The 5827-nt window shown below is 70.2% G+C and carries 5 protein-coding genes and 2 pseudogenes; 3 read left to right on the top strand and 4 right to left on the bottom strand.

What is annotated here, in order from left to right; genetic code table 11:
• A partial coding sequence (locus F3T56_RS45370) for a DUF4158 domain-containing protein (protein WP_172639490.1) occupies positions 1-265 on the bottom strand: 265 nt, incomplete at its 3' end.
• A 206-nt stretch (positions 266-471) separates the two neighbouring features.
• On the opposite strand from F3T56_RS45370, the pseudogene F3T56_RS45365 reads away from it, so the two are divergent.
• Positions 472-579, top strand: a pseudogene (locus tag F3T56_RS45365) (MarR family transcriptional regulator); the annotation flags it as partial.
• A gap of 35 nt (positions 580-614) precedes the next feature.
• Positions 615-1079, top strand: a complete 465-nt coding sequence (locus F3T56_RS45360) for an RpiB/LacA/LacB family sugar-phosphate isomerase (RefSeq protein ID WP_149831300.1) — start codon at positions 615-617, stop codon at positions 1077-1079.
• A gap of 160 nt (positions 1080-1239) precedes the next feature.
• Here the strand turns inward: F3T56_RS45360 and F3T56_RS45355 are convergent.
• From F3T56_RS45355 to mgrA, 3 genes and pseudogenes are all read right to left on the bottom strand, one after another.
• A pseudogene (locus F3T56_RS45355) lies at positions 1240-2999 on the bottom strand (FHA domain-containing protein); the annotation flags it as partial.
• A gap of 60 nt (positions 3000-3059) precedes the next feature.
• Positions 3060-3470 carry a hypothetical protein gene (locus F3T56_RS45350; RefSeq protein WP_149831299.1) on the bottom strand — a complete coding sequence of 137 codons (411 nt, stop codon included), beginning with the start codon at positions 3468-3470 and terminating at the stop codon, positions 3060-3062.
• Positions 3471-3858: 388 nt separating this feature from the next.
• Positions 3859-4857 (bottom strand): L-glyceraldehyde 3-phosphate reductase, encoded by a 999-nt coding sequence (mgrA, locus tag F3T56_RS45345; protein WP_149831298.1) that lies wholly within the window; start codon positions 4855-4857, stop codon positions 3859-3861.
• Between the two features lie 156 nt (positions 4858-5013).
• Between mgrA and F3T56_RS45340 the strand changes: the two genes are divergently transcribed.
• A partial coding sequence (locus tag F3T56_RS45340; protein WP_149831297.1) for a LysR family transcriptional regulator occupies positions 5014-5827 on the top strand: 814 nt, incomplete at its 3' end.

The following is a 5827-nucleotide window of genomic DNA, read 5'->3' as shown; positions in this document are numbered from 1 at the left end:
CTAGCACCGTCCACGCAGCGAGTCCCACCTGATCGCGCACGTGAGCCACGACCACCTCGGGTATCTCCCCGAGCTTGGGAACACGGCCCAACCATGCCGAGGACTTCAACATCACCAACAGCGCCAGGCCCCGGCCCGGGCGGTCATGCGTACGCTCACGCGCCCACACCACATCCTCCGCCGACGGCGTGAAGAACTCCCGCAACTCCCGTTCCGATATCAGCCTCTTGAACCTCGGATACGCCGTCCGCTCCAGCGACGCCACACCAACCGCCCCACGCCCGACCGACTGACAGCGGCCACCATAAACAGCGACGATCCCGGTAACGGGGCCAGGGCCAGATCACGGAGCGTACGCACACTCGTATTTGAGTGTCACGCTCTACTATGAAGTGGCGGCTATTACGCGTATCTCCTCCGCCCACCCCCTTCGTGCAACGCGCGTGCGGGACACGCGTGGACCACATCGAGGTGCTCGCCGACTGGTCCGACGAGGACATCGCCGGCTTCGCCGACTACCTCCAGCGCTTCAACACCAGCATCGAGCGCCTGGCCGGAAAGCCCTGGCCACGCCCGTGAGCCACGCCCGGCGAGGCGGCCCTAGACTCCGAGGTATGCGGATCTCCGTCTCCTCCGACATGGACGAACCCGTCGCGCGCTTCCTCGTCAAGGAACTGCGTGATCGGGGCCACGACGTGCTGCCGCACGGGGCGCTACGGCCCGGGGACGACCCCCAGTGGGCGGTCTGTTCGGAGGCGGCGGCCCGGGAGGTCGCCTCCGGTGTGGCGGAGCAGGCGGTCGTGTGCTGCTGGACGGGGACCGGCGCGTCGATCGCCGCGAACAAGGTGCCGGGGGTACGGGCCGCCCTGTGCACGGACGCGTACACGGCGGACGGCGCCCGCCGCTGGAACGACGCCAACGTGCTGGCGATCGGCCTGCGCCTGACCTCCGAGCCGCTGCTGAAGGAGATCCTCGACGCCTGGTTCGCCGCCGAGGCCAGCCAGGACGCCGACGACCGGGAGAACGTGGCTCGCGTCGAGCGGCTCGATGCCGGGCGGGGGACGACTCCGGCCGAGTGAAGGGACGAGTGAAGTCCGGCTACGAACCGGGCTGAATGAAGATCGGCCTGGCCCAAGGGGGCGGTTCCGGTGGCGGTCCGGGCGGCCCCGGTGTCGTCGGGACAGCCCGGGTCGGCGCGCGTTCCGGCATCGGCACGCGTGCCGTACCGGCGGCGCCCCTGAGCACGCGTTCCTTGACCGGTTCGCGCACCGCGTTCGCCGCGCCGGTCAGGACGCCGCCGACACACAGGATGAGCAGCGCGTTCATGGCCGTCTCGCGGTCCAGTTCGCTGCCCGCGAGCGCTCTCGCCATCGCGCCCATGACGAACGGCGGCGCGATCATGATGGCGAGGAAGGTCCGGTCGGCGCCGAGCGCGGCCGCGTACCGGCGGACGAGGGTGCCCAGCTGGGCACCCCAGCTCTGCGCCTTGGGCGGCGGCGCGACGGCGACCAGTGTCTCGTCGGGCAGATAGGGCTGGCCCATGGACGCGGTGACGTAGTGGTGGTGGAACGGCGAGTCCCGGTACTCCCCCGCCCAGTCCCGGTCCTGATCCCGTTCGAAGGCCTCGAACGCCTCCGGCCACTGCTCGAAGCCGAAGAAGGCGAGGGCGTCGTCCGGCGGCCCGTAGTAGGCGACCTTGCCGCCGGGCGCGAGCACGAGGAGCCGGTCGCACACATCGAGACTGAGGACGCTGTGGGTGACGACGATGACCGTACGGCCGTCGTCGGCGAGGCCGCGCAGCATGTGCATCACCGAACGGTCCATGCCGGGGTCGAGACCGGAGGTCGGCTCGTCGAGGAAGAGCAGGGAGGGCTTCGTCAGCAGTTCCAGGGCCACACTGACCCGTTTGCGCTGGCCGCCGGAGAGGCTGTGGATGGGCTGGCCGGCACGTTGTTCGAGGCCCGGCTCGCGGATCACCTCGTCGACCCTCTCCTGCCGCTCCGCCTTCGCGGTGTCCTGCGGGAAGCACAGCTCGGCGGCGTACGCGAGGGCCCTGCGGACGGTCAGCTGGGCGTGCAGGATGTCGTCCTGCGGTACGAGGCCGATGCGCTGGCGCAGCTCGGCGTAGTCGCGGTAGAGGTCGCGGCCGTCGTACAGGACGGTGCCGCTGTCGGCGGGGCGCTGACCGGTGAGGGCGTTGAGGAGGGTGGACTTCCCGGAGCCGCCGGGGCCGACGACGGCGAGGAGGCATTTCTCGCCGACCGGAAACGCGACCTTGTCGAGCAGTGTCTTGCGGCCACGGTCGACGACCACGGTCGGTTCCTGGACATCGAGCGAGATCTCGCCGGTGTCGACGTACTCCTGGAGCTCGTCACCGACCAGGCAGAACGCGGAGTGACCGATACCGACGATGTCACCGGCAGTGACCGGGGCTCGGTCGACGGGGCTGCCGTTGAGGAAGGTGCCGTTGTGGCTGCCGAGGTCGACGATCTCGTACATGCCGTCCGGCCGCGCCCGGAGTTCCGCGTGCCGGCGGGAGACGACGAGGTCGTCGATGACCAGGTCGTTGTCGGCGGCACGGCCGATGCGGACGGTGCGCTCGGGCAGCGGGCGGACGCTGGTGGGCTGCCGGAAGGTGCCGGACGAGCCGGGGCGGAAGACGGCGGTGGGGCGCTCGTGGGCGAAGCCGGCGAGGACGGCGCGGGGGCCGTCGACGAGGCTGCCGAAGCGGATGGCGCTGCCCGGCCCCACATCCCAGGCGTGGACGCGGTGGCCGTCGGTGTAGGTGCCGTTGGTGCTGTTCTCGTCCTCGATGGTCCAGTGGTCGGCGTCCGCCTTGAGCACCGCGTGGTGCACGAGACCCGGTCGTCGTCGAGGACGACGTCACTGCGCGGGTCGCGTCCGACGTGGTACTCGTGGCTCGGGGTCATCACCGTGGAGCCCGACTCGGTCTCCAGGACGAGGTCGGGCGCAGTCGGTGCGATCGACCGCTCTGCCATGCCCGAAATTCTACCGATTCGCCCAGATGTGCACCCGACCGCCGCCCTCGGCCCCGGGGGTCAGGCGGCGGGAGCGGCGATCCGCTGGGCGATCCGCTGCATGCGTACGGCGTCGACGGACTCGGCGAGCAGCTCGTACTCCGTGGTGTCGTCGTTGGTGGCGATGCGGACCAGGTTCCCGGCGGCCAACTCCTCGGCGACCAGCTCTTGTTGGGAGCTGTCGGCAGACCAGGCGCGCAGCAGGCTCGGCACGTCCGGGACGGTGTCGGCCACCGGGACGACCGCGTTCGGCGGGAAGTTCGGGTTCTCGGGCCGCGGGTCGAGGCGTTCGGCGATCCATAACGCGCGATCGCGCATCCACCACAGCGCCAAGGCCAGGGTGGGGGCGCGGTAGGTACCCAGGGGTACGCCTATGCGCTGACCTCCACACATGCCGTACGCGGTGACATGACACAGGAACTCGTCGTGCACGCCTCGCTCCCCCGTTCGCGCCGTCGAACGCCGTCCGGCCCCGCTCGCCGGACGAACCCGCTCTCACCTGGCAGACTTGCTGGTCGCACAAGGGGGCCGACAGTCCGTCACGCAACGTGACGATGTGAACGCGTGCGGCGATGCACTTTGTTCACGCCTCAATCGCCCTCTCAGTCGAGTATCGACACTCCTGACCCTCTGTCACCATGCCAATTCAGCCAGTCTCCTGGCATATGCGAGAGCGCGATTGGCCGAAACGATGCGAAGGCCTCTCCGACCGGGGCTCCCCTCCCATACGTACGTCCTCGATGGAGGGTTCAACGATCATGCTCGGAATCCACGACCGGTACGAGGCGGACAGCCACGCACCGGTCGCACGAACGGCGTGTCAGCCCTTGCCCTCGATGATCGCGTCGATGCGGGCCAGTTCGTCCGCCTCGAAGTCGAGGTTGGCGAGGGAGCCGGCACAGTCCTCGACCTGGCGGGCGCTGCTCGCGCCGATGAGGGCGGAGGTGACCCGGCCGCCGCGCAGCACCCAGGCGAGGGCGAGCTGGGCCAGCGTCTGACCGCGTGACTTGGCGACCTCGTCCAGGGCGCGCAGCCTCCCGACCAGGTCCTCGGTGACGGCCTCGGAGTTCAGGAACGGGCTGTCGCTCGCCGCGCGGGAACCCTCCGGGATGCCGTCGAGGTAACGGGAGGTCAGCAGGCCCTGCTCCAGCGGGGAGAAGACGATGGAGCCGACCTGGAGCTCGTCGAGGGCGTCGAGCACGCCCTCGGTCTCGGGACGCCGGTCGAGCATCGAGTAGCGCGGCTGATGGATGAGGAGCGGGGTGCCCAGCTCGCCCAGGATGCGGGCGGCCTCACGGGTCTGCTCCGCCGAGTAGTTGGAGACGCCGACGTACAGCGCCTTGCCCTGCTGCACCGCCGAGTGCAGCGCGCCCACCGTCTCCTCCAGCGGAGTGTCCGGGTCGGGGCGGTGCGAGTAGAAGATGTCGACGTAGTCGAGCCCCATCCGCGTAAGGCTCTGGTCGAGCGAGGAGAGCAGGTACTTGCGCGAGCCCCACTCGCCGTACGGGCCGGGCCACATCAGGTAGCCCGCCTTGGTGGAGATGATCAGCTCGTCGCGGTACGCGGCGAAGTCGGCCTTGAGGGCCTCGCCGAGCGCGGACTCGGCGGAGCCGGGCGGCGGGCCGTAGTTGTTGGCCAGGTCGAAGTGGGTGACGCCCAGGTCGAAGGCGCGGCGCAGGATCTCGCGCTGCGTCTCGACGGGCCGGTCGGGGCCGAAGTTGTGCCACAGGCCGAGCGAGAGCGCGGGCAGTCTCAGACCGCTTCGTCCGGTGCGCCGGTAGGGCATGTCCGCGTAGCGGTCGGGGTGTGCGGTGTACAACGCGACTCCAGGAGGGGTTTGGCACGGCGGGACCAGGTTCCCGAGAACCGGTGTCCACGATCTGGTTTCGGAAAACCGATGTCCACTCTTTCGCGACCTGGGGGCATTGGTCCAACAGAAGAATCCGATCGGATTCAGCGCATAGGCTTCTCAGTCATGGAACTCCGCCATCTGCAGCACTTCGTCGCGGTCGCCGAGGAAGAGCACTTCACCCGGGCCGCCGAACGGCTGCTGGTCTCCCAGTCGGGTCTGTCCGCCTCGATCCGGACGCTGGAGCGGGAGCTGCAGACGCCACTGTTCGTGCGGACCACCCGGCGGGTGACACTCACCCCGGCCGGGCGGGCGCTGCTGACCGAGGCCGAGCGGATCCTGGCGCAGGTGCGGTCGGCCCATGAGGCGGTGGCCGCCGTGCAGGGTGTGCTGCGCGGCATGCTCGCGCTCGGGTCGGAGCAGTGCATCGCCGGGGTGCCGGTGGCGGGGCTGCTCGCCGCGTTCCGCAGGAAGCACCCGGACGTGGAGATCTGTCTGCGGCAGGCGGGCTCGGGCGCACTCGCGGAGGAGGTCGCGAGCGGACGCCTCGACCTCGCCTTCGCCGTGCGGACGGCGCAGGAGGACACCGACCAGCTGCGTGTCGTACCGCTGTCGAGCGAGCCGATGACCGTCCTGTGCCACCCCAGCCACCGTCTCGCGGCCGCCGGCGCCGCCGTGACCCCGGAGAAGCTGGGCGGCGAGGTCTTCGTCGACTTCCACCCGGACTGGGGCCCGCGCCGCACCACCGACGCCGTCTTCGCCGCCGCGGGCGTCCGCCGGAGGGTCGCGCTGGAGGTCAACGACGTGCACAGCCTGCTGGACCTGGTCGACGAGGACCTCGGAGTCGCCGTCGTACCCCGGCACTTCCGGCACAAGCGCGCCTCGCTCGTCGCGCTCCCGGTCAAGGCCACCGGCGAAACGGTGTACGAGACGGTCGCCC

Origin of the sequence: Streptomyces tailanensis, assembly GCF_008386495.1 — a bacterium.
GTDB lineage: Bacteria > Actinomycetota > Actinomycetes > Streptomycetales > Streptomycetaceae > Streptomyces > Streptomyces tailanensis.
Note: the sequence above shows the minus strand (reverse complement) of the source record. Positions and strands in the feature narration are given on the sequence as shown.